This window comes from Brevibacillus fortis (assembly GCF_003013395.1).
Taxonomy (GTDB): domain Bacteria; phylum Bacillota; class Bacilli; order Brevibacillales; family Brevibacillaceae; genus Brevibacillus; species Brevibacillus fortis.
In genome coordinates, this window is record NZ_PXZM01000016.1 from 22,828 (window position 1) to 48,932 (window position 26,105).

The 26,105-nt window shown below is 45.3% G+C and carries 25 protein-coding genes; 14 read left to right on the top strand and 11 right to left on the bottom strand.

The features are described from left to right. Positions 1–23 precede the first annotated feature (23 nt). The 3 genes from C7R93_RS11360 (at position 24) to C7R93_RS11370 (ending at position 3,070) form a co-directional block, all read left to right on the top strand. Positions 24–1,214, top strand: a complete 1,191-nt coding sequence (locus C7R93_RS11360) for an HlyD family secretion protein (RefSeq protein ID WP_106838903.1) — start codon at positions 24–26, stop codon at positions 1,212–1,214. Next, positions 1,204–2,382 (top strand): ABC transporter permease, encoded by a 1,179-nt coding sequence (locus C7R93_RS11365; RefSeq protein ID WP_106838904.1) that lies wholly within the window; start codon positions 1,204–1,206, stop codon positions 2,380–2,382. Before C7R93_RS11360 ends, C7R93_RS11365 begins: the two co-directional genes overlap by 11 nt. 175 nt (positions 2,383–2,557) lie before the next feature. Beyond that, positions 2,558–3,070: a YpuI family protein gene (locus C7R93_RS11370; RefSeq protein ID WP_106838905.1), complete on the top strand. Its 513-nt coding sequence runs from the start codon at positions 2,558–2,560 to the stop codon at positions 3,068–3,070. A 34-nt stretch (positions 3,071–3,104) separates the two neighbouring features. Here C7R93_RS11370 and C7R93_RS11375 read toward each other — a convergent pair whose 3' ends face one another. Next, complete coding sequence (locus tag C7R93_RS11375; protein ID WP_106838906.1) at positions 3,105–3,284, bottom strand: anti-repressor SinI family protein; 180 nt, start codon at positions 3,282–3,284, stop codon at positions 3,105–3,107. A gap of 194 nt (positions 3,285–3,478) precedes the next feature. Then, a complete protein-coding gene (locus C7R93_RS11380; RefSeq protein ID WP_017247782.1) occupies positions 3,479–3,808 on the bottom strand; it encodes a helix-turn-helix domain-containing protein in 330 nt (109 codons plus the stop codon). Positions 3,809–4,425: 617 nt separating this feature from the next. Here C7R93_RS11380 and C7R93_RS11385 point away from each other — a divergent pair. From C7R93_RS11385 to glmU, 7 genes are all read left to right on the top strand, one after another. Next, positions 4,426–5,268 carry a hypothetical protein gene (locus C7R93_RS11385; protein ID WP_146142422.1) on the top strand — a complete coding sequence of 281 codons (843 nt, stop codon included), beginning with the start codon at positions 4,426–4,428 and terminating at the stop codon, positions 5,266–5,268. Between the two features lie 22 nt (positions 5,269–5,290). After that, positions 5,291–6,694 (top strand): glycosyltransferase family 2 protein, encoded by a 1,404-nt coding sequence (locus C7R93_RS11390; RefSeq protein WP_106838908.1) that lies wholly within the window; start codon positions 5,291–5,293, stop codon positions 6,692–6,694. A gap of 26 nt (positions 6,695–6,720) precedes the next feature. Then, entirely contained in the window at positions 6,721–7,533 is an 813-nt protein-coding gene (locus C7R93_RS11395; RefSeq protein ID WP_106838909.1) for a response regulator transcription factor, read from the top strand. Positions 7,534–7,559: 26 nt separating this feature from the next. After that, entirely contained in the window at positions 7,560–8,921 is a 1,362-nt protein-coding gene (locus C7R93_RS11400) for a nucleotide sugar dehydrogenase (protein WP_106838910.1), read from the top strand. Positions 8,922–8,964: 43 nt separating this feature from the next. Next, positions 8,965–10,797, top strand: a complete 1,833-nt coding sequence (gene glmS, locus C7R93_RS11405; RefSeq protein WP_106838911.1) for a glutamine--fructose-6-phosphate transaminase (isomerizing) — start codon at positions 8,965–8,967, stop codon at positions 10,795–10,797. A gap of 115 nt (positions 10,798–10,912) precedes the next feature. Next, the gene (locus tag C7R93_RS31210) at positions 10,913–11,068 is read left to right on the top strand and encodes a YwzD family small protein (RefSeq protein ID WP_482758274.1); all 156 of its coding nucleotides are present in this window, start codon (positions 10,913–10,915) and stop codon (positions 11,066–11,068) included. Between the two features lie 22 nt (positions 11,069–11,090). Continuing rightward, on the top strand, positions 11,091–12,467 hold the full coding sequence (glmU, locus tag C7R93_RS11410) for a bifunctional UDP-N-acetylglucosamine diphosphorylase/glucosamine-1-phosphate N-acetyltransferase GlmU (RefSeq protein WP_106838912.1): 1,377 nt from the start codon (positions 11,091–11,093) through the stop codon (positions 12,465–12,467). 353 nt (positions 12,468–12,820) lie between these two features. Here the strand turns inward: glmU and C7R93_RS11415 are convergent, their stop codons facing one another. The 5 genes from C7R93_RS11415 to C7R93_RS11435 form a co-directional block, all read right to left on the bottom strand. Continuing rightward, positions 12,821–14,221, bottom strand: coding sequence for a S8 family peptidase (locus C7R93_RS11415; RefSeq protein WP_106838913.1), 1,401 nt, complete (start codon positions 14,219–14,221; stop codon positions 12,821–12,823). A gap of 85 nt (positions 14,222–14,306) precedes the next feature. Continuing rightward, complete coding sequence (locus C7R93_RS11420; RefSeq protein WP_106838914.1) at positions 14,307–15,077, bottom strand: Cof-type HAD-IIB family hydrolase; 771 nt, start codon at positions 15,075–15,077, stop codon at positions 14,307–14,309. A gap of 112 nt (positions 15,078–15,189) precedes the next feature. Next, entirely contained in the window at positions 15,190–16,305 is a 1,116-nt protein-coding gene (locus C7R93_RS11425) for an ABC transporter ATP-binding protein (protein WP_106838915.1), read from the bottom strand. A gap of 112 nt (positions 16,306–16,417) precedes the next feature. Next, entirely contained in the window at positions 16,418–17,425 is a 1,008-nt protein-coding gene (locus tag C7R93_RS11430; RefSeq protein ID WP_106838916.1) for a PucR family transcriptional regulator, read from the bottom strand. Between the two features lie 42 nt (positions 17,426–17,467). Further along, on the bottom strand, positions 17,468–18,367 hold the full coding sequence (locus C7R93_RS11435; protein WP_106838976.1) for a metallophosphoesterase: 900 nt from the start codon (positions 18,365–18,367) through the stop codon (positions 17,468–17,470). A gap of 161 nt (positions 18,368–18,528) precedes the next feature. On the opposite strand from C7R93_RS11435, the gene acsA reads away from it, so the two are divergent. After that, a complete protein-coding gene (acsA, locus tag C7R93_RS11440; RefSeq protein ID WP_106838977.1) occupies positions 18,529–20,241 on the top strand; it encodes an acetate--CoA ligase in 1,713 nt (570 codons plus the stop codon). Positions 20,242–20,290: 49 nt separating this feature from the next. Here acsA and C7R93_RS11445 read toward each other — a convergent pair whose 3' ends face one another. The 3 genes from C7R93_RS11445 to C7R93_RS11455 form a co-directional block, all read right to left on the bottom strand. Continuing rightward, the gene (locus tag C7R93_RS11445) at positions 20,291–21,304 is read right to left on the bottom strand and encodes a cation diffusion facilitator family transporter (protein ID WP_106838917.1); all 1,014 of its coding nucleotides are present in this window, start codon (positions 21,302–21,304) and stop codon (positions 20,291–20,293) included. Between the two features lie 29 nt (positions 21,305–21,333). Then, the gene (locus tag C7R93_RS11450; protein ID WP_106838918.1) at positions 21,334–22,374 is read right to left on the bottom strand and encodes a flavin-containing monooxygenase; all 1,041 of its coding nucleotides are present in this window, start codon (positions 22,372–22,374) and stop codon (positions 21,334–21,336) included. Positions 22,375–22,516: 142 nt separating this feature from the next. Then, positions 22,517–22,906: an ArsR/SmtB family transcription factor gene (locus C7R93_RS11455; RefSeq protein WP_244191510.1), complete on the bottom strand. Its 390-nt coding sequence runs from the start codon at positions 22,904–22,906 to the stop codon at positions 22,517–22,519. Positions 22,907–23,081: 175 nt separating this feature from the next. On the opposite strand from C7R93_RS11455, the gene C7R93_RS11460 reads away from it, so the two are divergent. From C7R93_RS11460 to C7R93_RS11470, 3 genes are read left to right on the top strand one after another with little or no spacing between them, the layout of a single operon-like run. Further along, positions 23,082–24,086 (top strand): permease, encoded by a 1,005-nt coding sequence (locus C7R93_RS11460; RefSeq protein ID WP_106838920.1) that lies wholly within the window; start codon positions 23,082–23,084, stop codon positions 24,084–24,086. A gap of 10 nt (positions 24,087–24,096) precedes the next feature. Then, the gene (locus C7R93_RS11465) at positions 24,097–25,104 is read left to right on the top strand and encodes a TIGR03943 family putative permease subunit (protein WP_106838921.1); all 1,008 of its coding nucleotides are present in this window, start codon (positions 24,097–24,099) and stop codon (positions 25,102–25,104) included. Between the two features lie 17 nt (positions 25,105–25,121). Beyond that, complete coding sequence (locus tag C7R93_RS11470; protein ID WP_106838922.1) at positions 25,122–25,580, top strand: GNAT family N-acetyltransferase; 459 nt, start codon at positions 25,122–25,124, stop codon at positions 25,578–25,580. An 87-nt stretch (positions 25,581–25,667) separates the two neighbouring features. On the opposite strand, the gene C7R93_RS11475 is transcribed toward C7R93_RS11470, so the two are convergent. Beyond that, positions 25,668–26,072: an SET domain-containing protein gene (locus C7R93_RS11475; protein WP_106838923.1), complete on the bottom strand. Its 405-nt coding sequence runs from the start codon at positions 26,070–26,072 to the stop codon at positions 25,668–25,670. Positions 26,073–26,105: the final 33 nt, after the last annotated feature.

The following is a 26,105-nucleotide window of genomic DNA, read 5'->3' on the forward strand; positions in this document are numbered from 1 at the left end:
ACGTAAACAAGAGGAGAAGACAGATGAATAAACGTGCATGGATTGGTGTAGGTAGCTTTGTAGTCAGCATTGCAGTACTTGGAACCATATTGTTTGGGACAAATGTAAGTAGCATGGCTGGTCAGAATACAACGAAATTAGCAGGTGTGATCGAGGGAACAGAGGTAGACCTCTCTTTTAAAATGGGCGGTTCAATCGAACAGCTCGCACTAAAAGAAGGAGACGAAGTAAAAGCAGGGCAAGTCGTTGCCACGTTAAACAGCGCGGAGATTCTCGCGAAGAAAGAGCAGGCTGAAGCAGCTTACAAGCTCTCTCTCGTCAAACTTGATCAGGCGAAAAAAGGAGTATCAGTGACCGATAACTCCAGCAATGCCCAAGTCGACCAAGCAAAAGCAGTAGTCAACTCGGCGCAAGCGCAGCTTGACGCGAACAAAAATGGCGCACGTGCAGAAGAAATTACGCAACTCAAAGCAAAATTACAAGCAGCACAAACTTCGAATCAAATTGCCGCGACGAATCTGGAGCGAATGAAAAAATTATTGGCAGAAGGTGCCGTTCCACAAGTGAAAGTGGAAGAGGCACAGATGCAAGCAGAAAAGGCGCAAGCTGAGTTTAAAGCAGCGGAAGAACAATTGAAAATGGCTCAAACTGGATCGCGCAAAGAGCAGGTTGATGCCGCACAAGCCCAACTGGATCAAGCAAAAGCTGCATACAACCAAGCTGTAGCAGGGAGAGGTCAAGTAGGCTTGAAGGAGTTGGACGTTAAATCCGCAGAAGCGAACGTCATGCAGGCAAAAGGCGCGCTGGCAGAAATGGAAGCCTATGTGAACAACACCAAGCTGACAGCTCCAGTAGACGGCATTGTAAAATCAGTTGCAGTTCAAAAGGGAGAGCTGGTTTCGCAAGGCTTCACCGTTTTGACGATCCAAACGAAATCAGACAACTATGTCAAATTTTATGTAAATGAATATGTGCTCGCGAATGTGAAAACAGGCGATCAGGTGAAATTGTTTGTTCCAGCCCTGAACAGAGAAGTAGACGCCAAAGTGGTTACTGTAGCTCCTGCTGCTGACTTTGCCGTGAAAAAAGCGACACAAGAACTTGGCGATCGTGACATTCGATCCTTCCAAGTGAAGCTGCTCGTGTCCGATCCGGAATTGCGTCCAGGCCTGACGGTTGAGTGGCAACTTGAAGGAGCTGGTAATGGTGAATAATTTTTCTCACCTATTTTGGAGCGAATGGAAAAATATTTTTGCTAACAAAACCATTCGTAATATTCTCTTCCTCGTTCCGCTCATTTATCTGACGATGTTCGGTTTTCTGTACAGTGAGAAAAAAGTGATGGAGATCCCTACTGTGATGGTGGATGCCGATCAAACCGAACTGAGTCGTGAGCTCTATCGTGCCTTTGAGGTCGATCATACATTTCGGATCACGTCTATTGTAGGAACAGAAGAAGAAGCAATGAAAATAGTTGAAAAGGGCGATGCGAATATCGCCCTGATCATTCCTGCTGGATTGGAAAAGGATGTGAAGGCTGGGAGAGAAGCCGAGGTACTGACTGTTATTGACGGTAGTAACATCATGATTTCTAATACGGCAGTTCGAGCAGCGAATACAGCGATTAAGTCTGTTTCAGCAGGAACCACGCTGAAAAAGATGGAAGCACTTGGAGGCTGGGGAGAAGAAGGGAAAAACATGTTTACGGGTATCGACTACCGATACAGAGTGTTGTATAACCCGACCTTCAGCTATCTGTCCTTCATGGTATTCGGACTTGCAGGTACAGTTCTTCAGCAAGTGCTGTTCCTCGGAATCGTATTGTCGGTTGCCCAACAAAAAGAAGAGGGAACCTGGAGGGATACGCTATCTCGCCATAGCTTCTTCGCGATCACTGCGAGCAAATTGTTGCCGTACTTTTTGGCAGGAACCCTCAACATGTTCCTTGCGTTTACACTGATGTTAAAAGGTTTTGGTATCCCTTATTACGGAAGCACATTTAACCTGATGCTACTAGCTACCATGTTTAACTTGGCGGTGTTGGCTATTGGTTATGCCATCTCCTTTGTGTCCAGCAGCCAGCTCCAAGCGACTCAGATCGGGATGATGATTGCAGTACCTTCGTTCATGTTATCTGGCTATACATGGCCACTCATGTCGATGCCGGCCGGGATTGTCGCGATTGCAAAATCATTGCCACTGACGTATTTCTTGAATGGTGTCAGAGAAATCTTGACGAAGGGACATGGACTGTCAGCTGTCACGAATGACTTTGTAGTTCTCGGCTTTATGACCCTCATCGGATTGTTCGCGGCCTATCTCATTTATTTGTTACAGATAAGGAAAATTAAGGGAAAAATTAGTGAGCAAACGGCGGTATAATAAACAATAACTCGGCTGCGCCAAAGCTTTGGCGTAGCCTTATTTGTGCTTATACGATTCTCCTTATGATCCTGTAAAGCCGTCTGGTTGTATAAAAATAACCCTTGTGTAATAAATAATCTTTCCTTTATACTTATTTTAAAAAAGGCAGATTCTTCAATACTAGGGGGACTTTATGTCAGCGACTCATCTAAAGCAATTGTGCGAGGAGACGTACACCAAGTTGAAAAAGGTCAGCATGGAACTGGAACGTTTTTTGAATCAGGTTACCTTATCAGGTCTAGTATCCGCTTCAGGTGATCCAGAAGAATTTGAAACGTATTACCGTACCTATCTTTCCGACTTGCGCCACCTTTTGGTCTACTGCGAAAATGCATACGAAAGGCTGGGAGTATCCCTCCGACGAGCACGATTTCATGAGGAGTTTGCTGAGGAAGTATTGTATCAGGTATATCATACCTGTATAAACAACTTCTATTATCCAAAAGGTGAGGTTTACGAAGAAGATGGGCGGTTGGCCTATACGGGTCAGGACTGTATCATTTTCCGCAAGCAGGTGGTCCCTGAGTTGCAGCAGTTGACCTTGTCTCTGTCCAGAGTATTCGAACCGATGCGTAATGATTTGCAGTATTACGAGACAGACTATATCGCGAAAAAGCAGATGCAAAACGAAAAGGCACAGGTCTAATAAACCTGTGCTTTTTCCATGATTTTCTAATTATTTAAGGAACCCTGTAGGAAGTCCTACATTTATAATCATTTTTCTCCTCCTCTAGAGGAAGAGGAGAGTTCACGAGAAAAAAACGAATTTCCTCAATAGATATCCCCATTTTGCGTGCAGTAAATATAAGATCAATCCATTCTTTATCCAGGAGATCTTTAGGAGACGGAGTGGTTTTCATGTTAGTTCCCCTTTTACCCTCCTTTTGTAAAAACAAATAAAATGCCCAAAAAACGTTTGGAAAAGATAGGAAAAAAGCTTATATCAGAAATGATACTTAATTCAGTTTCATATGTAAATCTAGTATTTGTGACTTTTGTTTTAAATTATTGCAAAAAATAAAGAGCCAGCACTATACCAGTGCTGACACCAATTTTATTTATCTCGATTGATTCGCCATTTATTGTACTCCAAAAACTCTCGAAACTGTTCCTTACTTACCCCGGATTTCATAGCCTCTTCGATCAGCTCATACCATTCTTCATCAACATTCTCAATGGAAGGAATCTCTTTATCCTGAAGCAATGTGTCTACCGTCACATTTAATACTAGTGCAATTTTCTCAAGAAATTGAATCGAAGGATTACGCTGAATGCCACGCTCGATTGAGCTTAGATAAGACTTGGCGACACCAGCGCGCTCAGCTAAATCAGAAAGAGAAAGGCTTTTGTCTATTCTAAGCTGCTGGATACGCGAGCCGATCATGTCATAGCCACCCCTTTAAATCTCTTCGTTTATTATAACGGCAAAATAACTGGAACACAACTTTTTGTGGGACTAGTCCTGTGTCGTTTGGCTCATTTGTACAGTATAAGTTTACTGGAAATGCCAAAAAATTACTTTTCTACTAGATGAAACGATGGGTCGGTATGGCTTAGTATCTATATCTTTGATTGTTCTTTATAAGAAACGAACTGTTCGTTATTAATGTCGAGAAAAAACGAGATAATCAGACGATATTCTACAATAAAGTCGATTTTTGGCTATTTTCGGTCTATTTTTAGAGAAAATTGATATTTTACATTCTATTGCCAGTACAGGATACTAATCCCAAGTTGTTCTTTATACAGAACGATCCGCGATAGGTGTTCTTTATAAAGAAAAAAGAAGGGCGAAAAAACCAAGCCGGAAATACGGTGGCACCTGCCAATTTTACAAGCAACATGGATAGGAATGCTCGGAAAAAATTCACAAAAATTGGAGAGGAGAGATCCATCCTGCAAGCCAATTTGTCTGAAGTAGTCGCGATAATCTGTCTGTTATTTGTAATAATTATACTATTTTTTCTGGCAATCTTGGTGATTAAATCAAGGAACTTGTGGATGGAAAGGAAAACGAACGTTTACCTGGGACAGTTTCAAGACTACTTCACCTATATCCAGTCTCACATGGACTCGCCGGAGAGATTGAAACCGCCTTACTGGCAATTAAATCGCTTGGAATTGCGCGTTTTGCAACAAAAACTCATCGAATGGATCGAATCACTTACAGGGAGCCATCAAAAGAAAATCATCGCACTTTGTGAGGATACAGGGCTCGTCAATCAAAATATCCAAAGGCTATATAGTCGCTCCCATTGGAAAAGGATCGACGCTGCCTATCATGTAGGATCCATGCGATCGGGGGAAGCCGTACCAAGATTACTGCAATTGCTGCATACAAAAAAACTCGATCCAACCCATTTTATCATCGCGAGATCTATCGCAAAGTGTGCGAAAAATCTGGACGATGTAAGAAACATGTTATTGCTCCTCGTAAAGCATCGAAAGAGCAATTACCATCTTGCCGTTGATATCATGAAAGAGACAGAGCTGGATTGTACTCCGTTATTGTTGGAATGTTTGCGAAGTACAGACAAGGATTTGATCAAAATTGCTTTGATTGGATGGACTGCTCCTTTGACTGCGGAGATTGCAGTTTTGGTATATCGACAGATCGTTTCGGAAGACAGGGAAGTACGGATCCAGGCAGTGAAGCTACTGTTCAAATATGATCCTGAATTGGCAGCGGAATGGATCGAGTCCTTAATGAGGGCTAACGATACGGAAGTTTGTCAGGATGCTGAGATTGTTGAGATGTATAGCATGAACCAGATGCGGTACAAAAAGCGGATGAATGAGGAAGAGCAGTTGGACAAGAAAAATCGTTACGTTCATGCAGTGTAACTATAGCTGAAAGGAGAAAAACATGAAGGACTTTTTTCAAGCATACGGGATATTTGCTATTTATTACGTGATCGTTATTGAGACGCTCTATTTAACGATTCTATCCCTGTCTATCAAAAACATATTTTCCATCATCAAAAGCTCTATGTATTCTCGCTTTCAGTCACTCTCTGGATCAGAGTATGTTCCGCAGATTTCGATTCTTGTTCCTGCTTATAACGAGGAATTGACTATCATCGAAAACGTTCGTTCCCTCCTTGCTCTGGATTATCCTAAGTACGAGGTCGTTGTTATTAATGACGGTTCAAAAGACGAAACGTTGCAAGTTATGCTAAATGAATTCCAGTTGACGCGTACGGAGCATGCAAAAAGTTCCGGAGTATTGGGAACATCTAAGGTACGGGGCGTTTATTACAATCCGCAGTATCCCAATTTATATATGATTGATAAGGAAAACGGAGGAAAAGCAGACTCGCTAAACGCTGGAATTAATCTTTCCCATTATCCTTTGATTGCTTCCATCGATGCAGATTCGTTATTGGAAAAGGACGCATTGATTCGAATCGCCAAGGTGTACATGGAAAACCCAGATGAGACAGTTGCGATTGGTGGCATCGTCCGAATTGCAAACGGCTGTGAAATTGAAGATGGAATGGTAAAAAAAGTAAATTTACCCAACAAAATTTTGCCCATGTTTCAATGTGTCGAATACTTAAAGGCATTCCTCGGGGGAAGGATCGGTTGGAGTTCGATCAACGGACTGATTATTGTATCGGGTGCCTTTGGCGTATTTCGAAAAGATTTCGTTGTCCAAGCCGGTGGTTATCGAGGGGGATATCCCGGTGAGGACATGAACATTATCATCAAGCTTCATAAATATATGCTCGAAAAGAAACTTCCGTATCGTGTGGCTTTTTGTCCGGATGCCGTATGCTGGACGCAGGCTCCTGATACGCTGAAAATACTGGGTAGCCAGCGAAGGAGATGGGGACGCGGTAACCTAAAAAACATGCTGGAGTACGGCTTTCATATAGTCGGTCGACCCAAGTATAAAGTAATGGGATTGATTACCTTTCCCTATAATATTATCTTCGAAACTCTGAATCCTTATTTCAGGTTTACCGGTTTTTTAGCTCTGCTGGGATATACAGTATTGGACATGACCCAGTGGAGGATTCTGGTTATCTATGCGTTGCTGAATCTCTTGTTTGGTGTTTTGCTCGGGATCGGCTCCCTTTTTATCGAAGAGCTGGCTTTCAAACGTTACACAAGAGTTCGCGATAATCTCAAAATGTTGGCATTTCTCTTCTTCATGTTTCTGGGGTATCAGCAGTTAGGAGTCATTTGGAGATTTTTGGGACATATCGAATTTATGCGTAACAACAACACATGGGGGACCATGACGAGAACAAGCTGGAAAACATAAAGAACAGGGCATAGGAGGGAGATATAGTGAGTCAGATTGCAAAAGCGTATTCGTTTCCTTTATGTCAAGCCTTTGAACATGTGCTTACCTTCTACGAATCGAGTCAGTTGCCGTGCGGAATTATTTTGGCTGTAACGAATGGAAGCAATGAAGAAAAGGTCCAAAATTTGAAAATGTCTTTGGCAAAAGCAGAGGGACTTACCGATATCCATTGTTTTTACGATAAGCAAAGCAGCATGCTGGGAATCCTGCTAGGGGATCAAATGCTAGGTAATACTCACTTTCATTCTCTTTTCATCAAGGAACATTTACATGCCCGACATATGTTGGCAGGGCCTGTATTCATCGCAAGCTTTCCTGAACAGGGGGAATCAGCAGCACAAATCCTAAGTGGTATGGTACAGGAGATTACTGCTGGCAAGGGAATCACTGGTGACATTCACATATATGGCGGTAAAAGATCATCTAAAGCAAAGAAAAGTCTTTTGCTTGTTTCGCAAGATGAGACCGTGAATGAGTTTTTACGCATTTACTTACAAAGAAAAGGTTACTGCATTTATTTGGCTGAAAACGGAAGAGAAGCACTGGAGCAATACCAGCGATGTTTACCAGACGCTGTCATCACCGATTTGAATTTGGCCATTGAGGACGGTTACCAGCTCATCAGCAAAATCAAGAATGGTAATGCGGCTGAGTATAGTCCGAAAATCGTGGTTTTAACCCACAAACGGTTGGAAGACGACAAAAAAAGATCATTCGAGCTAGGAGTCTCAGATTATATAGGGAAGCCATTTTCACCCGTAGACTTGGAAGCACGAGTGAGAAGTCTATTGTCTTAACACAGAGAAAAAGGGAGGAACAAAAAATGAGCTACTTCACAAAGTTGAAGCAAAAAATGGAATCAAAAACCGTAAAAGTTGGGGTAATCGGGCTTGGATATGTGGGTCTGCCCTTGGCTATGGAAATGGCAAAAAGCGGTTTCTCTGTTTATGGCATCGATTTGGACCAACGGAAGGTGGAAACTTTGCTCGCAGGCAGGTCGTATATTCAGGACGTTCCGGACGATGTGATCCAATCAAGCTTTTCTGCTCAACGATTCTTCCCGACCACTGATTACCGGGTACTCAAGGAGCTGGATGCGGTCAGCATATGTGTTCCGACGCCACTCAGTGAAAATCAAGATCCGGATACGTCCTTTATTAAGGGAGTTGTTCGTGAAATTATCAAATACAAAAAGAAAAACCTTTTGATCACCCTAGAAAGTACAACGTACCCAGGAACGACAGAAGAATTGATTCAATGGGAGTTCGAAAAGCTGGGCCTGACCGTCGGAAAGGATTTCTTCCTTTGCTTCTCACCTGAGCGTGTAGATCCAGGTAATCATTCCTTTAACACACATAATACGCCAAAAGTACTCGGAGGAACCACACCGAAGTGCTTGGAGCTGGGGGCACTACTGTATGGAAATTTGGTTACCAATGTAGTAACAGTATCTTCACCAAAGGTAGCTGAAATGTCGAAATTATTGGAAAACACATTTCGGAGTGTAAACATTGCCTTTATCAATGAAATGGCTTTAATGTGCGACAAAATGGGGATCAATGTATGGGAGGTTATTAAAGCGGCTTCAACTAAACCGTTTGGCTATATGCCGTTTTATCCAGGCCCTGGAATTGGCGGTCATTGCATTCCGCTTGATCCAATGTACCTTTCCTGGAAGGCAAAGGGCTTCCGTTTTCATAGCAAATTCATCGAACTGGCACAATCGATTAACGACAATATGCCGGACTATGTCATCAACAAGACTGCACAAGTACTGAATCTCTATGCAAAATCGATTAAAAACTCTCGAATTCTTATTTTAGGGATGGCTTACAAGCCTGATATCGATGACCTTCGTGAATCTCCGGGCTTGCATATATACGAGTTGTTCCAGGAAAACGGTGCACAGGTAGATTACTACGATCCGTATGCACTAAGCTTTGTGGACAAACGTGGGAATACGGTCCGTTCCATTTCGTATGACTTGGATCAAATGAAAAATTACGATTGCATGGTGCTCGTGACGAATCATAAGAGCTTTGACTACCAGATGTTTGCTGACTTGGGAGTAGCCATCATTGATACGCGAAATGCTTTTGACAGCATAACGGGCCAACACATTTACAAGCTGGGGAATCCGGCAAAAATGCACGTCGAGGAAGAACGAGTCGTACTTCTGGCTTAGCTTGAAAACTGGATGATGATTACGCAATAGGGGAGGCAATCGTATGTGCGGTATCGTTGGATATATTGGTGAGGGGCAGGCACAAAAAATTCTGACAAATGGTTTGCAGAAGCTGGAGTATCGCGGCTACGACTCGGCTGGTGTTGCGATCTTTACCGGTAAAAAAATCGAGATTTCCAAATCGAAAGGACGGTTGGCCGTTTTGGAAGAACGGCTCGTACAATCCCCGATTCAAGGTTCCTTGGGAATCGGACATACGCGCTGGGCCACACACGGCCGTCCATCCGACGAAAACTCACATCCGCATGTGGATGAATCGGGCAAGTTTTCTGTTGTCCACAACGGTATTATCGAAAACTATTTGGAAATCAAACAAGATCTTTTGAATCATGGGGTCACGTTTACATCGGAGACCGATACAGAAGTCATTGCTCATCTCATTGCTATATTATACGAAGGCGATCTCGTCGCTGCGGTTCGGAATGCAATACTTCGGATGCGAGGTGCATATGCTCTCGGCGTTGTTTGCGAGTACGAACCAGATAAAATAGTGGGGGTCCGATTGGCAAGTCCATTAATTATCGGGGTGGGCAAAGGAGAAAACTTCATTGGCTCGGACATCTCAGCCGTTCTTGAGCACACGCGTGATATTGTTATTTTGGAAGATGGGGAAATGGCAGTTCTTAAAAAAGACAGCGTTTCTCTCATGAAAGTGGAAACAAGCGAACCGCTTCACCGTGATTTATTCCGTGTAGATTGGAATGTGGAACAGACGGAGAAAGACGGTTTTGAGCACTTTATGCTAAAAGAAATTTACGAACAGCCCAATGCATTCCGGAATACCCTGCTCAATCGGATTGACGAGGAAGGAAAGCGTATTGTTTTGACAGATTTGCAATTGCATCCAGAACAAATCAAAGGCTTTGAGAAAATATTCATCGTAGCGTGCGGTACCGCTTATCATGCAGGGCTAATCGGCAAGCATGTGATTGAAGAATTGGTAAGGATACCAGTAGAGGTCGATGTCGCTTCAGAATTCAGATATCGCCGCCCTATATTATCTGAAAAGACGCTGGTCATCGTCGTGAGTCAGTCGGGTGAAACGGCTGATACACTCGCAGCCTTGCGGGAGAGTCAGCGACTGGGAGCCAAGGTTTTGGCTATCACTAATGTTCAGGGCAGTTCTATTGCTCGTGAAGCTGATCATGTGCTTGCTACCTTTGCCGGACCAGAAATTGCTGTCGCTTCAACAAAGGCGTATACCTCACAGGTAATCGTTTTCTATCTGCTCGGATTGTATCTGGCTCAAGTGAAGGAGACTCTTGCGAAAAACGAGAGAGAATTCATGATTGCCCATCTGAGACAGTTGCCGGAACAGGCTGAAAAGGCACTCCTGCATGCGGATGAAATTCGTGTATATGCCGAATCCATAAAAAATCACACCAGTCTGTTCTTTATCGGTCGAGGCATTGATTATGCTGTGGCGCTGGAAGGGTCCCTAAAGCTGAAGGAAATTTCCTACCTTCACTCAGAGGCATACGCTGCGGGGGAATTGAAGCATGGTACGCTGGCTTTGATTGAAGAAGGTACTCCTGTCATTGCCTTGGTGACACAAAAAGAGCTGGAAGAAAAAATGGTTAGCAATATCACAGAAGTCAAAGCACGAGGTGGGCATGTATTAGCGATCACACTGGAAGGGAATGTCGAGCTGCACAGAAATGTAGATGAGGTATGCTTTGTGCCTGCTACCTTGCCAGTGTTTACCCCCATCTTGTCCGTTATTCCGCTGCAATTGATCTCGTATTACACTTCACTGGCATTAGGCAATGATGTTGACAAACCACGGAATCTTGCCAAAAGTGTAACCGTTGAATAAGCAAATACGATTTGGAAGAATCCCGGAACCGTCTGCTTATAGAGAGGTCGGGATTCTTTCCCCATGTTGACTTATCGGATTTACATTCATTCCGTAAGGGGCTGAAGTGTCCATGATGGATTCCACTGACCAAATTCTTGATCAAAAAACTTTAATAGAGATCATGCTTCAGGTTTACGAGAAAGGTCAACAGACAACAACAATGGGAACGCGAGATATTGTTCAGGATATTGTTAACAGAGTAAAGCCGTACTTCAATGAAGGTAAATAAGGGAATCGGCTGGGAGGATCATATGAGTAGTCGTTATGCAATCGTATTGGCAGCGGGAAAAGGAACACGCATGAAGTCTACGCGTTGCAAAGTGCTCCATGAGGTTTGTGGAAAAACGATGATTCAGCATATTGTCGACCGATTACATGCTCTTGGAATCCACGAGATTATTTTGGTTGTCGGTCATGGAGCCGAGCAAGTAGAAAAGCAGGTTGGTGCTTCGGTGCGTTATGCATACCAACAAGAGCAATTAGGAACTGCCCACGCAGTGTTGATGGCGGCTGACCTGCTGCATAACAAACAGGGGACAACGATCGTGTTGAGCGGGGATACGCCATTGGTGAGGGAGAAAACGCTGGTGCAACTGCTTGAGCAGCATGAAACCCAACATGCAACCGCAACTGTATTAACTGCACGAGTAGACGACCCGGCAGGATATGGACGATTGCTCCGCGACGCAAAAGGCTTTGTGAAACGGATTGTGGAGCACAAGGATGCAACGGCAGAAGAGCAGCAAGTGTGTGAGATCAATACAGGCATGTATTGTTTCGACAACCAGAAGCTGTTTCAAGCTCTTTCCTGTGTGAAAAATAATAACGCTCAGAAAGAGTATTATTTGCCTGATGTTTTAACCATTTTAAAGGAGCAAAACGAACGCATTGCCGCTTACATGACCGATGATGCGGCAGAGGGAGGCGGCGTAAATGACAGAATCCAGTTAGCTGCTGCCGAGAAAGTGCTTCGTATGCGAATCAATGAGCATCATATGCAAAACGGGGTGACGATTATTGATCCAGCTACTACCTATATTGATGCAGATGTGTGTATCGGACCTGATACGGTTCTTCATCCAGGAACGTACCTCCGCGGGAAAACAATAATTGGACCCGCTTGTGTCATCGGACCGAATGCAGACATAAGTGATTGCACGGTAGGATGTAAGGTGGAATTTCGTTACTCGAATGCATGTAATAGCACGATTCGTGATAGTGCAGCGGTTGGTCCTTATGCCTTTATTCGTCCGGGTTCAGATGTAGGTGAGGAGGCGAAGGTTGGAGATTTTGTCGAACTGAAAAATTCGCGTCTCGGGAAAGGCTCAAAGGTTGCTCATCTCTCGTATATTGGTGATTCTGATATTGGTGAACATGTAAATGTAGGGTGCGGGACAATCACAGTCAACTATGATGGCGTCCGTAAGCATAAAACGACCGTTGGAAATCACGCTTTTATTGGTTGCAATGCAAATTTGATAGCACCGGTTACCATCGGGGAAGGCGCTTATGTAGCCGCAGGATCAACAATCACAGACGATGTTCCGAATGAAGCTTTGGCCATCGCCAGAGAGCGCCAGAGCATCAAAGAGCAGTATGCGAAACGATTAATGTCAACCCGTACATAACAACAATCAGTAGGAGGATGTCTCAGAACAGAATCGAACAAGCAAAAAAAAGCTGCTGCTTAGTGCTTTATGATAGCGACCTGGATTTGGAATACGCAGCTCATCGCTACAGATAGAGAGTGGTCGTAGGGCTGAACCTACTGCAAACCGCAGAAGGAGGAAACACTGGCTATTCTCGAAGATAACCTGAAAAAAATTTTCGGCCCGCTTTGAGATTCGGCGCAAGGCTTATGAAGCATATGGTAAACCAAAGTCTGATTAACAAAAAAAGGTGGTCAATGCCACCTTTTTTTCTGTTCCTTGCGACCTTGATGGTACCGAAAAAATAGCCATTAGTCAGGACACAAACAAACTTACTGCCCACCAAAGCGCATACGTTGAAAGAATTTATTGAGCAAACCGCCGATTGTTTTTGGCGGTTGTTCCGTTTTGACTTGCTCGACAGGCTTGGCTTGGCGAAGGGCCTGATTCACATTGATCATGCCGTACCCGTATAACTGATCGTGACCAGGAGCACCGAGGTCAGTCGAGGATTGTTTAATGAGATTCATCACGTCTTTGGTATTCATATTTGGATGAATGGAACGGATGAGCGAAGCGAGTGCAGCGACATGAGGACACGCCATCGAAGTACCTGATAGCGAGGCATAGTCGCTATAAATGTAAGTGCTCGGAATATCGACCCCAGGGGCTGATACATCCACATAATCACCAAAGTTGGAAAAATCGGCGCGTTCTTTGCGGTGATCGACAGCGGCAACGGCAAGGACTTCATCATAGGCAGCAGGAAAACTAGGTTGATCACTCGCATCGTTTCCGGAAGCCGCGACTAACACGACATTTTTATTAAAGGCATAACGACAAGCTTCCCGCAAAGCAGCAGAGGAGGTATAGTTACCTACGCTCAAGTTAATGACATCCACTCCGTTATCTGTCGCCCAATAAATGCCTTGGGCGATGTCCACGGCTGATCCCGAACCGTCTGCGCCAATGGCTTTGATCGGCATGAGCTTGCTATTCCAGGACATCCCGGCAATACCATCTGCGTTGTTCGTTTTCGCGGCAATGACACCCGACACGTGGGTTCCATGACCATTATCATCCTGAGGTGTGTTACTGCCATCCAAAACGTTGTAGCCTTTGACCAGCTTGCCAGCAAATTCTGGATGTTTCATATCCACACCTGTATCGACTACTGCAACGATGACATCACTGCTGCCTTCGCTGACGTCCCAGCTTTGTTCCATGCCGATCAGATTAAGATTCCACTGGTATTCCGTGTAGTACGTATCGTTCGGCTTCACATTGGGGAGTAGGAGATAATTCGGCTCGGCAAATACCGAGTCAGGGTGTTCTGCCAGTTTTTTCATGAGCTGCTTGGTGGTCAAGCTCTTTGATTTGATAATGAGAAATTTGTCAAAATCACGTTTGATCTTGGCATCCAACGAAGAAACAAGTTGATCAATTTTTTCTTGTTTGGGGCGAGGTGAAAAGCGCACGACGACTTCATTTTCTACATAATGACTGCGATCACGCTGGTTATGATGAAGCGTTTGAATATGACTTTTTTTCTCCAGGTCACGACGAATGTCTTTCACCTGTTCAATGTAGTTAATCCGGGGAATTCTCGCTTGAAGCGATGTCACGTGGGGATGAGGTTCGCGCATTTCCTGCTCTGCATTCTGATTCATCCGATACGGGACAACTACGAGACCGACCAAGGCAACAGCGGCAACAATAGGCCAGACGCGCAAAAAAACTCACTCCCTCCAGTGCTGTTGTCTATAGCGTGCACATGAAGAGAGTGATTATGAAGGAAATAGCTTACAGTTAGAGTGACTAAATTAATCCAAGCGTAACTAAGCCATGTTGGATGCCACTGTCATTTACGTGTCGTGTAATCATGTTGGCGAACGGCTTCAATTCTTCATGAGCGTTCCCCATCGCTACCCCCATGCCAACATAGGAGAGCATCTCTTTGTCGTTCAATCCGTCTCCAAAGGCAACAGCATCCGCAGGAGTTAGTCCAAAATGCTTTAAGACTGCTTCAATTCCTTTTGCCTTGGAGCCATTTGGGGGCAAAATATCCATGCAGTGCTCATGCCAACGAATGTAAGAGACGTCATGGAATTCACCCGTATACCTCGATTCATCAGCGCCACAGTAGAGAAACGCTTGATAAATCGGCGATTCTTCCCAGTAGCGATGGCGATATGTCGGGGATTCCAGTTGTAACCAATCAAAAGACTCGATGATATGCGGGTGGTCTTTGGCATTGGCGTAACAGTGATCTGCGCTCAAAAATACCATGGGATGGGAGTGACCCTCTGCCATTTGTTCGAGCTTTGCCAATGTATCTGTAGCAATTGGCGTGTGATGGATGATATTTCCTTCGCTACTCACATACGACCCGTTAAAGCCCACGAATGTCTCAATGCCCAGTTGTTCAGCAATTGGCATCAGATGATAAGGAGCTCGGCCTGTTGCGATCGCGACATGGACACCGTTTTGTTTTAATTTTTGTACGGCGTCCACCGTTGTTTGTGGAATGATGTGATCGGTGTTCAGTAAGGTTCCGTCAATGTCAAAAAAGACGATTTGATAAGCCACTTCTTATCCGCTCCTCTCCACGCTATCTCTCTAGGTGTTCTCTCTATAAAAGGTTTTACACAAAAAAATAGGAAAAGGAATGCCGGATGGGACACTCCTTCTCACGTCGCTATTAGAATACTGCTAGTTCTGTATCGCTGTCAAATACATGACATTTGGCAAGATCCATTGCTAGTTTTACCTTCATCTTTGGTTTTAGCGCTTCACGAGAATCCACGCGCGCTACCATCTGAGTATCCCCGATATTGTGGAAATAGACATACAATTCGGAGCCCATGTTTTCTACGACCTCAACTTCGGCTGCAAGCGAGCTCTCAAATGGATTTGCTTCCATAAAAGCGGCGTCGCTGTAAATGTCTTCAGGACGAATACCAAAAATAACCTGCTTATTTACATAACCTTTTTCCCGTAAAGTCTTGGCTTTATCTTCTGGGAAGCGTACATGAATATTTTGTGCATCAAAATAGAGTGCCCCGTCTTTCTCAGAAAGATTGCCTTTCACAAAGTTCATCGCAGGCGAGCCGATGAAGCTCGCTACAAACAAATTGACTGGATGATTGTAGATTTCAGTCGGGGTTGCCACCTGTTGGATAAGGCCGTCCTTCATGACAACGATCCGGTCTCCCATGGTCATGGCTTCCGTTTGATCGTGCGTCACATAAATGATCGTGGTATTCAAGCGTTGATGCAGTTTCAAAATTTCCGTGCGCATTTGTACACGCAGCTTCGCGTCGAGGTTGGACAACGGCTCATCCATCAAAAATACTTGCGGCTCACGCACGATCGCGCGACCCAATGCGACACGCTGTCTTTGTCCCCCGGACAGAGCTTTTGGCTTGCGGTCTAGCAAATGCGAAATATCGAGGATTCGAGCTGCATCTTGAATCCGCTTGTCAATATTGGATTTGGAGAATTTGCGCAATTTTAGTCCGAATGCCATATTCTCGTATACGTTCATATGCGGATAGAGTGCATAGCTTTGAAAAACCATGGCGATGTCACGATCTTTGGGAGCCACATCGTTGACACGGCGATCGCCTATGTATAAATCACCTTCCGAAATCTCTTCCAGACCTGCAATCATGCGTAGCGTGGTCGATTTTCCACAACCAGATGGTCCGACTAGTACAAGGAATTCCCGATCTTGAATTTCTAAGTGAAAGTCGTCAACTGCCGTTACGTTGTTTCCATATCGTTTATAAATGTGGGAAAGACTTACCTTTGCCATGAAAAAGGCACCTCCTCGGGTTTGTGAAGAGAGCAAATTCTTGGGTGACTGTAATGGTAGGGTACCAATTCACCGGCAAGATGGATACGGACAGTATATACGAAATGTTTTGTTAATTTTGACGAAAGAGAAGATAGAGCTGCAACATGACGGCATCAGGAAACAATCGCGGGTCTAAACCGGTTTGTTCCGTCAGCTTGTCCAATCGATACAACAGTGTATTCCGGTGAAGGAAAAGCTGCCGTGCTGTATCACTTACATTCAATTGTCTGGCGAACAACGTATCTAATGTTTCCAGTTGTTCATCTGTCATGTGCGGCACGGTTATGACAGAGGCCAGCTCGTTGGCGATGGCAGCTGCTATTTCTGTAGGGACAGAAGCTGCCCATCGTTCTAACGGATAAGACCAGTCACCAGCAACCATCATTTGTGGTCGATAGGATCGAAGGGCACGGGCAAGTGATAATTGTCGGAAAAGAGTGTCGCCCAATGCAATTGGACTCGTGATTAGCAAACTGACAACAAGGCGAACGGGTTCCATCCATTCTATGGAGATCAGATCATACAGGCCAGATGCCCACTCCAAAAGCTCTGAAGCCGTTTTTTGATGATCGAGCATGGAGACAGGGACGATGAGAAGGGCATGTGTTTGAGTCAACGGAATGAAATCGGGTACTCCTTCAAAGAAATCATGTAACAAGGGCTGCAAGGAATCCCATTCTCCCGTACGATCAGGTCTGCATCGCTCTAATAAAAAGGAGACGCGCGGTTCTTTCCACGGCCATTTTGCTTCCAACTGAGCAGGGATTGCAACAGGTGAGCCAGAGACAATGCCTGAAAGCCAACTCGATATCTGTATGGGGAGGGGGAGCGTTGCTGGATCATCCACGTGAGGAAAAATCAGATCCAACAACGCCCGGGCTGAAGAATGCCAAGAGGCAGTTTCGATAAGGATCAATGTCATCACTCCATTACTCGAATGGAGGGCAACTTGCTCCCAGCCTTTTTGTACCCATTCCTGCTGGGCTTGTGCTGCTTCTGTTTGTGAGACTTGTACATATTCGATAGGTAAATTTGTCGCTTGTCGGATGTGCTCGACATCTCTCTTCCATTTTTCCACAAGGTGACCCCCATCTCGACACGAAAGTAAGGCTATTATACCTTAGTCGAGGGCGAGCGTGGCAGCTGTTTCTTGTAGAGCCACAGCTGGAGCGGCCAGCTCGTTAAATGGAGCATCACTGCCTAGTACATGCAAAGTCATCTCAGGACGGGAACGCAGACGGATGTTTACCCCTGTTTGCCCCAGACCCTCACTGATGTAAAAGAGTCGACCATCCATCTCGTGAAGACCTTTTACCATGTTCAGCTTAGGCAGCTTCCCCATCGTGGCGAGATGAAAGGGGCGAGGCCAATGGATCTGTCCTCCGTGAAAATGCCCTGACAACAAATAATCGTAAGCATACTCTTTCATATGCAAAACTATATTAGGATCATGGGTTAAGACGAGCCTTGCTCCCGTTTCGGGTACACCGAAGAATGACTTTTCCAAGTTGCTATGTCGTGTGCTGAAATCATCTACACCAATGATGTGCAAGGGCTGCCCCTTGTGATAGATCGTTTCATTTTCGTTGATGAGAACACGACAGCCAATTCGCGTAAGCTCTGATTTCAACTGCGCGAGCTTGAAAGGGCTAAGAACGTAGTCATGATTGCCAAAAACGACGTAAGTTCCGAGTGCTGGCTTCAATTGCTGGAGGCATTGCACAAACGAAACAGCCTTCGGAATATTAACTTCGCGGTCGAGCAAGTCGCCGGTAATGGCAATCAGGTCCACCTGACGCTGCGAGAAGTCATTGACAATGCGCTGGGGCAGTACAGATAAGTTTTCCATGTGCAAATCAGACAAATGCAAGATTGAAACCGGCTCAAGCTCATGCGGATGTTGAAGGTGCCGGGATTTTTGCAAGGGTATAGATACTTCTTTTATTTGAACATCAAATGTATTGCGATAGGCTCGAAAAAGCAACAAGGCGATAGCGCCAAGTAAAATAAGCCAGATCATCATGGTCAGCCATCTCCTTCGTGGTAAGAATACCGTCATTATACAAGAAAATGTTCGCGATCGAATAAGTAGGTTCTGGCAGGAGGAATTACTCAAAAAATGTAGAAATATTATGAATGTTGCGTAGTGAGAAAAAAGATGTAGAGTGGGAGAGTGAAGACATGAACGTGGAGAAAATTCCAGCAACCGAAGGCTCTTATAATCTGGAAAATTATGACGAAGCATATGCGAATTTTGATTGGGCGGATGTGGAAAAGCAGTTTTCTTGGTATGAGACAGGGAAAGTGAACATGGCGTATGAAGCCATCGATCGACATCTCGCTACTGATCGGAAAGACAAAATCGCTTTGATGTACAGCAATGCGACGAGAGACGAGACTTATACGTTCGCGCAATTAAGCGAGCTATCCAATAAATTCGGAAATGTTTTGCGGAATTTGGGTATTGTAAAGGGCGATCGCGTTTTCGTCTTTATGCCGCGTTCGCCGGAGCTTTATGTAAGCGTTTTAGGGACGATTAAGGTTGGCGCAATCGTAGGACCGCTGTTCGAAGCGTTTATGGAAGCGGCCGTGCGTGATCGCTTGGAAAATAGCGAAGCAGTTGCGATCGTCACGACACCAGCACTCTTGCCACGCATTCCCGTAAGTGAACTTCCTGCTTTGAAGCACGTGATTGTCGTGGGAGCAGAAGAGGTAAACGAAGGACATATTAGCTTTGAAAAAGCGATGGAAGAAGCCTCCTCCGAGTTGGAAATCGAATGGGTTGATCGGGAGGATGGATTGATCCTCCACTATACATCAGGTTCAACGGGCAAGCCAAAAGGTGTTCTGCATGTCCACAACGCCATGATTCAGCATTACCAGACTGGAAAATGGATTCTCGACTTACAAGAGGATGATATTTATTGGTGTACGGCAGACCCAGGCTGGGTAACGGGCACTTCTTATGGCATTTTTGCTCCTTGGTTGAATGGAGCGAGCATTGTTGTTCGAGGAGGGCGCTTTACTCCCGAAGAATGGTATAAAGTGATTGAAAAAAATAAAGTAACGATTTGGTTCAGTGCGCCAACGACGTTCCGCATGTTCATGGGGGCAGGGGACGAACTCGTGAAGCAGTTTGACTTATCCAGTCTGCGCCACGTACTTAGCGTGGGCGAACCACTGAACCCTGAAGTCGTTCATTGGGGAATGCGCGTGTTTAATCAACGCATTCACGACAACTGGTGGATGACGGAAACAGGTGCTCAACTGATTTCCAACTATCGTTGTATGGCAATTAAGCCTGGATCGATGGGTAAGCCGTTCCCAGGTATATATGCAGCGATCATCGATGATCGTGGCAACGAATTGCCGCCGAATCGTATGGGGAATCTGGCAATCCGTGTGGGCTGGCCGTCCATGATGAGGCAAATTTGGAACAACCCAGCGAAGTACGAAGAGTACTTCAGCATCCCAGGATGGTATGTATCCGGGGATTCCGCATACAAGGATGAAGAAGGCTACTTCTGGTTCCAAGGCCGTATTGATGATGTGATCAATACTTCAGGTGAGCGGGTCGGTCCGTTTGAAGTAGAGAGCAAGCTCGTGGAGCATCCAGCAGTAGCGGAAGCGGGTGTCATCGGCAAACCAGATCCGGTTCGCGGTGAAATTATCAAAGCGTTCATCTCGCTGCGAGCAGGCTATGAGCCAAGTGAAGCGTTGATGGATGAAATTCGCAAGTTTGTGAAAGAAGGACTGGCTGCACATGCTGCTCCTCGTGAAATCGAATTCCGTGATAAGCTGCCAAAAACACGTTCCGGAAAAATCATGCGCCGCGTCTTGAAAGCATGGGAATTAGGTCTACCGACTGGTGACCTGTCTACCATGGAAGATTAATCACAAGAAAAACCATCTCTCGAAAATGTCGGGAGATGGTTTTCTTTTGTTAGGAATGGCTATGTTGTTTATGATCATGCGCATGGTCGTGGTTGTGATCATGGTCGTGCGCATGATCATGATCGTGAGAATCGGTTGTTGACTGGCAATGTAAATCACCGTGTGTAGTAGACGAGTTTTCAATCTGGATAGTAGCGTGTGTAATGCCGAATTCTTTTTCCAAAAGGGCAAGTGCGTCATTTAACACAGGGTAGCTAGGCAAATCGTCCTCAACAACCAGATGGCATGTCAGGGAATCAAAGCCGGAAGTAACTGTCCAAATGTGGAGGTCATGCACTTTGATAACTCCCGGTAGCTGGCCGAGTCGCTCTTCTACTTTTGTCGTATCCAGCCTTGAAGGAGCGGCTTCCAGCAAAATATTGACGGATTCTTTTGTTACGCGCCATGCGCTCAGCATGATCAAGATAGCAACGACGATACTGATGATAGGGTCAGCAATGTACCAGCCAAATGCCCACATCAGGATACCGCCAGCGATTGCCCCTACGGAACCAAGAAGATCGCCGAGTACATGGAGATACGCACTGCGTACATTGACGTTGTTCTTGGTATCGCCACGCATGAGGACAAAGGCAGCAGCAATATTTGCTAAGAGTCCAACCGTGGCGATGATGATCATGGAGCCGCTGGCAACCTCAGGCGGATCCCACATGCGTTGGAATCCTTCCCAGAAAATGAACAAGGAAATCAGTACAAGTGTCACGCCATTGGTCAGTGCTGCCAAGATTTCAAAGCGTTTCATCCCGAATGTTCTTTTGGCAGATGGCGGTCGTGCTGCGAAATGAACGGCGATCAAGCTCAACAGAAGGGCTAATGCATCGCTTAACATATGTCCAGCATCAGAGAGCAATGCCAAGCTATTGGTGAGGAAGCCTCCAATGGTTTCTACAACCAAAAATACAGCAATGATGAGGAAAGAGATGAGAAGAGCCCGTTTACTGGCTCCTTTTCCATGGTGATGGTGATCGTGCCCATCTCCATGATCGTGATGATGAAAGCCCATGATTGTGTCCTCCTTATCAAAAGTACGATTTATAGATGCTCTGCTAAATAAAGCGCGTCATTTCCTACACCGCCCATAAGAGCTGATCCTCGTGTATGCTGCCAGGGCAGCCCGAGAAAGGATAGGCTAGGAACTTTTGTTATGCCTCGATGATGAAGAGGTCGGCCATGGGAATCGAGCACATTGGGAACGCGTAGCCAATCGTAGTTCGGTCGAAAACCGGTAGCCCACAATATGTTGTTGACCGTTGCTTGTGTGCCATCTGCAAAAGTAGCAGTATTCCCATTCACCTGTAATGCTCGGGATACCAATCGCAGTGCCCCGGTTCTGGACAGTTCCCGAACCTGCTTTTTGTAACCGAATATCGGATCGGGTGATTGACTCAATTTTTGACCAAGCCAAGTGGAGTGGGGGGCATCGAGTAACCCGAGTGCCTTCATGTAATCAAATATAGGTTTTCCAAAAATAAAGAGCGGCAAGTAAGAACGTGATTCTCCCTGTGAAAAAACAACGGATCGATGAGCGGCGAGCTCTACTGCAATTTGTGCGCCAGAGTTGCCACTGCCCACGACAAGGACAGGACCGTCAATGAGCTGGCTTTCATTTTTGTACTCTGCGGTGTGCAATTGACGAATGGTTGGGTTCAAACTGTTTGCGATAGCCGGGATATAGGGTGTATGAAAGGGACCCGTAGCAATAACCACCTGATTCGCGAAGAGCAAGCTGCCTTGAGTCCGAACCTGAAATCTAGTTCCGACCTGGCTAAGTTCCAAAACGGTTGTACCCAGCATGACTGGTAATTCGAAATGGTTTGCATACAACTCCAGGTAGTCTGCTGCATCTTCCTTGTTTGGGAGTGTATGCGGCTCTCCTGGGAAATTGAGACCAGGTAGATGATTATATTTGCGTGGCGTAAAAAGCACGAGTGAATCGTACCGTTGTCGCCAACTATCACCGATCCGTTTGTTTTGCTCCAAGATGACAAAGCGGCGATTTTTTCGCTTGAGTGCATATCCGAGAGCAAGTCCTGCCTGCCCTCCGCCAATTACGATGACATCATAGTCGTTCATGATCCGGTCCTTCTTTCCGGTGAGGATTAACTAAATCATACCATATACATTATTATATTCAAGTAATCATTTGAATGATTTTTGTTCATCAGCAAAAAAAGGCCGCCACACTTGGTGACGGACCTGTTTAAAAGCCAGTGATTTACGATTTTGATTGCTTCAATTCGGCAGCATGCTCAATTCCACACATGATTAAATGGCGGACATGATCATCATCGAGCGAGTAATAGACGAGCTTGCCATTTTTGCGGTACCGGGCGAGGCCCATGTTTTTTAGTAAGCGCAGATGGTGAGAGGTATTGGGGATTGAACTATTGATGGTTGCTGCGACATCACAAACGCATAGCTCTCCTTCAAGTGCAAGCGCGTAAATGATTTTTGCTCGCGTATCGTCTGCGAGAGCCTTGAAGAGAGGGGCGACACCTTCCGTCTCGATCATTCTGGGCCGAAGCCTGTTTACTTTTTCTTCATCGATCGTCTGTACTTCACAAACCTCTAGATCAGTGGGAATGCGCTGAATTTCTTCGCTCACTTCATTCACCCCGAACCGTTCCATTTTTCATCATTATAAGACGGATACAGGGGGAAGGGAAGGCTGTACAACCTGTTCATTTTATAAAAAAAGTGAAATAACGAGGAGGAATTTCGATTCTAATATCTAAATAAGAATGATACCTATTTGTAAAAAGAGAGGAGAGGACTCCCACTTGATTCTGAAGATTCGCCAATTCCTGGTTGAAATAATCGGGGCACTCCTGCTGGGTCTAAGCGTGGTCTGGTTAACAATGGGCAGAGACAGCAGCTTGTTTTCCGGTTGGAGCATAGAGTGGTCCCCTTTGTGGCTAGATGTGAAAACCTTTTTCCTTAGTATTTGGTTGGAGGCAATCCCGTTTGTCCTCTTGGGAGTATTCTTTTCTGCGTTTATTCAGACGTTTGTGACAGAAGAGCAGGTGAGGCGTTGGACACCGAAGCACCCACTCGTGGCCCTGCCGTTTGCCGGGTTGCTCGGGTTTTTGTTCCCTGTATGTGAATGTGCCATTATCCCTGTGGTTCGTCGCTTGATCCAAAAAGGGATGCCGCTGTCAGTCGGGATTGTCTTCTTATTAGCGGGACCGATTGTGAATCCCGTTGTATTGTCATCGACCTATGTCGCTTTCGCAAGGCAGCCGGAAATGGCTCTCTACCGGGGTATTGCGGGATTCGTTGTTGCCCTTATTGTGGGCATGCTTGTCTTCCTGTTTGTCAAAAAAAATCCGATACGGCTCGGCATGGAATCGCAAATCAGTCATGAAGCCGACCATGTAAAAGCGACAGGTGGAAAGCTGTCTTCGACGTTTGCCCACGCGGTGGACGAATTTTTTGACATGGGAAAATACTTGTTGCTTGGTGCGTTTATCAGTGCGCTTTTACAGGTGTACATCAGCCGGGACACGCTCATGGACATCGGTCAAACTCCGCTCACCTCCAATTTGGTCATGATGGGGATGGCATATTTATTTTCGCTTTGTTCAGAGGCAGATGCGTTTATCGCGGCTTCCTTTGCCAATACGTTTTCAAGCAGCTCGTTGCTTGCTTTTCTGGTTTTCGGTCCCATGCTCGATTTAAAAACGACGTTGATGCTATTTGGAACATTTCGCTTTGGTTTTGTTGTAAAGCTGGTCGTGGCTATTACGCTTTTGGTGATTGGCGTCACCTTGATCATACCGGTGTAAGGAGGAAAATATGGATCAGAACAATTTGAAGCGTCATCATGTCATACGCAGTCTGATATTGGCTGGCATTACGGTGTTGTTGGCCTATTTGATCCTGTCGGAAAGGCTCAGTCACTATCTCGCACCGCGATTGCATATGTTCAGCTATGTCACGCTCGTCATCTTGGCCCTGTTGACAATTGTCAGCATACGACAAATCTTTGTGGGTAGTAGCGTTTACGATTGCGATTGTGAGGAGCAGCACAAAGTTCCGCGTACATCGATGGGCTCCCTTTTGGTTTATGGGTTGTTCGTACTCCCAATCGTGATGGGATTTGTCATGCCCGATAAAATTCTTGGCAGTGATGTAGCCGAGAAGCGGGGAATCACGCTTCTCAGCAATGATGTACGAAAGCTGGCAGATGTTACGGCGAATGCGAATGCAACAGAAAATGCGAATGTTACAGAAGATACGAAACAGACAGCAGAGGCTGCAAAAGAAGAGGCCCGGCCAAACATTGAATCAAATTCAGAAGCTACTAGTCAGGCTGCAACATCCCCGGCGCAAGCGACAACCGATGAGCAATTGCGGCAACGATTTTCGAATGGAGGTTTTGGTGACTTCTACACGGATATCGCCGTCTTTTTACATAAACAGCCAGTGATTGAACTGAATGACAAAGTGTTCTTAGACGGACTCACCACGATGGAGCTGTATGCAAAAGAATTTGCTGGAAAAGAGCTTGAGACAATGGGGTTTGTCTATCGGCAGCCTGATTTTACTAAGCAGCAATTTGTCGTGGCGCGTTTTTCCGTCACCTGCTGTACAGCAGATTCCAGTGTTTATGGCGTTTTGGTAGAAAAGGAAGACGCGAACAAATGGGCAAAAGATAGCTGGGTAAAAGTTCGTGGAAAGCTTGAGCTGCGTCAGGTCGACGGATACGACATGCTTGTTCTCAAAGCATCCCAGGTTGAAGCCGTCTCGGCTCCGAAAGATCCTTATGTGTACTATAGCTTTGAGGCAGCACCAGACAGTTAAATGCGGGGGAAAACGAAATGATCATGCGATTAGATTTACAGGATGAACAAACGGTACAAAAACTTTGGAGCATGCAGCAAAGAGCGTATCGTGTAGAGGCGGAGCTAATTGGAACAGAAGATATTCCTCCCCTGCAAGAATCAGTAGAACAACTGCGGACATGTGGAGAAACGTTTTACGGCTACATCGTGGAAGGTGAACTGGCAGGGGCAGCATCTTTTTTGATCGAAGGAGAAACGTTAGATATTCATCGGATGATTGTTGATCCTATTCATTTTCGCAAGGGAATCGCGAGTCAATTGCTTGCCTCTGTCCACGAGCATGGCTGCAGCAAGATAGTTGTCGCGACTGGTTCCTTGAATGAACCGGCCGTTCGATTGTATGGACGGCATGGATTTATCTTGACGGATCAAAAAGAAATAAAGCCTGGTCTGTGGCTATCTTTTTTCGAGAAAACCATTCGTCCACGATTATAAGTAGGTCTCTCTACACAAAACAACCCGGAGGACGGGCACTTTTTCAAGTGTCTGTTTCCGGGTTTTCATTCTTTTTATTGCATACGCTTATTTGGTATCATCTGTTTCTTTCTGTTGGTCTTCATAAAACCAGAGAGGATCATCGCAATCCTCATCACCGTTGTAGTTGATTAAAATTTCTTCCCCCGCTTTAATATCCGTATACGCATAAAAATCAAACGTGTGGTTATCAAAATTAATCTCATACGTGGCATTTGGCGTGTAGGAGTGATTAAATAGCATGCCATAGCCTAACAAGAAGGCTGTGTGATTGGCACCGTATTCAAATGCATAATCCGCGAGCAAGGTTTTCTCGATATGCTCATGCTCTTCGTTCAAATAGGGCAGAACGGGCGCTTCATGAATCAGGACGCCTTTTCGGATATCTTGCGTTGCAAATACGCCTCTATTTAATTCTCCATTACTCAGTTTGGAGGTCTTGACTTCGATCATGCGGTTCACCTGCATTTCTTATGTCTGTGTAAA